Source organism: Martelella alba, assembly GCF_005217455.1.
GTDB lineage: Bacteria > Pseudomonadota > Gammaproteobacteria > Enterobacterales > Enterobacteriaceae > Acerihabitans.
Genome location: NZ_SZPQ01000115.1, coordinates 1 through 1,652 on the forward strand (window position 1 = coordinate 1; position 1,652 = coordinate 1,652).

At 48.3% G+C, this 1,652-nt stretch carries 2 protein-coding genes; both read right to left on the reverse strand.

Annotated elements, in window-relative coordinates; all coding sequences use genetic code 11:
* Positions 1-280 precede the first annotated feature (280 nt).
* A complete protein-coding gene (locus FCN80_RS25820) occupies positions 281-1,264 on the reverse strand; it encodes an amidohydrolase family protein (protein ID WP_136993214.1) in 984 nt (327 codons plus the stop codon).
* Between the two features lie 35 nt (positions 1,265-1,299).
* Positions 1,300-1,652, reverse strand: a 353-nt coding sequence (locus FCN80_RS25825; RefSeq protein ID WP_479684753.1) for a Rossmann-fold NAD(P)-binding domain-containing protein, incomplete at its 5' end; no start/stop codon positions are given.

The following is a 1,652-nucleotide window of genomic DNA, read 5'->3' on the forward strand; positions in this document are numbered from 1 at the left end:
TAGGATATAAGGTAGCATCGCAACCAAGAAAATCCACCCATTTACAAAAAAAACCGTTTGATAGGACACCAACGACAAACCCTTCAAAAGGATTGTCACTAACGGGGTTCGAGGGCCAATGATGTAAAAAACCACGTTAAGAGCATATCATGCTGTTTTACAAAGCTAATATTAGAGGTCACAGTGTCAGTTATAAAAAAAGCCACGTAATTCGCGTAGCTTTCTGATTATACGAAACAGTTGTGACCACTGGGCTTAAGTTGCTTTGCTGCCATTTAAGTTAATCAGCATTTCTGTCACGAATCAGGCGCATCCAGTTACTGTGAGCAAAAGCCGCTTTATCATTTTCATTAAGGTTACATTTTTCCAGAAATTGCCTCGCATCATTACCGGGGCGATATTGAAAAGGATAATCGGTCGAAAAAAGAATACGTTCCGATCCTACTATCGCAACCGCTCTGTCGAGAAAATGAGGAAGGAACATTCCGCTCGCCGTAACATACAGATTTTCCCGCAAGTATGATGCGATGGGTAATTTCAGATTTGCAACCCGGCTCATTGCTGCCAGGCGTTCTGCATAAAATAATACCAGCTCTCCCCAGTGCCCAAGGATCATCTGGAGGCCCGGAAGGCGGTCAAATGTGCCCGACAACACTAGACGGATAAACTGAATTCCCGCATCATAGTGCCAGCCAAGGCCATAAGTGGCAAAAGCCGTATTAACCTCCGGACTAAAGCCTGAGTAATACGCAGTTCTGACGGCTTCATCCGGCGTTCCCGGATGAATTAATACCGGCACATTCAGGATTTCAGCACAGCTAAGAACAGGGAAATATGCAGGACTGTCTAAATGTTCTGCCCCACCGCTGCATAGCATCGTTCCTTTAAAACCCAGGGTCTTAATACAACGTTCCAGTTCGATAGCGGCTTCATCAGGCATAGAGACAGGCAGGGTTGCCAGTGCCTGAAACCGATCTGGATATCTTGCGACAACTTCGGCAATACTATCGTTGATTCGCTGCGCCATATCGAGACTCTCCGGCCCCAGGCCCTGAAGCGCAGGTGACGTCAGAGACAGTACCTGCACATCCAGACCCGTTTCATCCATCAGGGCAATGCGCTCATCAGCGAGATCAAACAGTCGGCGCTTAGTGATTCCGGAGTTAAACGCAATACTGGGGTCTTTTGCTTCCAGACCCGATGCTTTCCAGGCCTCACAGACATCTTCTGTCAGAAAATGCTCTTCAATACCAATCAGCTTCATGCTCTCTCCTTTCTGAAACGTCGGGTCTAAGCTTATCACCACGGTACCGTTTTGCCTTCACGGTCGAGGTATTGCAGTCCTGGCTTGCCCTGCTGTAAAAGTATGACGTTTACGACTTTCGGAATGCTTTGCTCAATGCTGAGTGGCGCATCAGGCCCGCCTAAATCAGTACGCACCCAGCCAGGAGCCATTAATAGCAACGTCCGCGAGTCTCCGGCATGGCGAGCGGCGTAGCTTCTCATGTACATGTTCAGCGCGGCCTTTGAACCCCGATAAACTTCATGCCCACCATTCGTATTGCTGCTCACGCTGCCCTGTCCTGACGACATAATACCGATAGTACCTTTTTCAGGCACAAGGTCCTGCAGGCTTTCAATGACGCGCATTG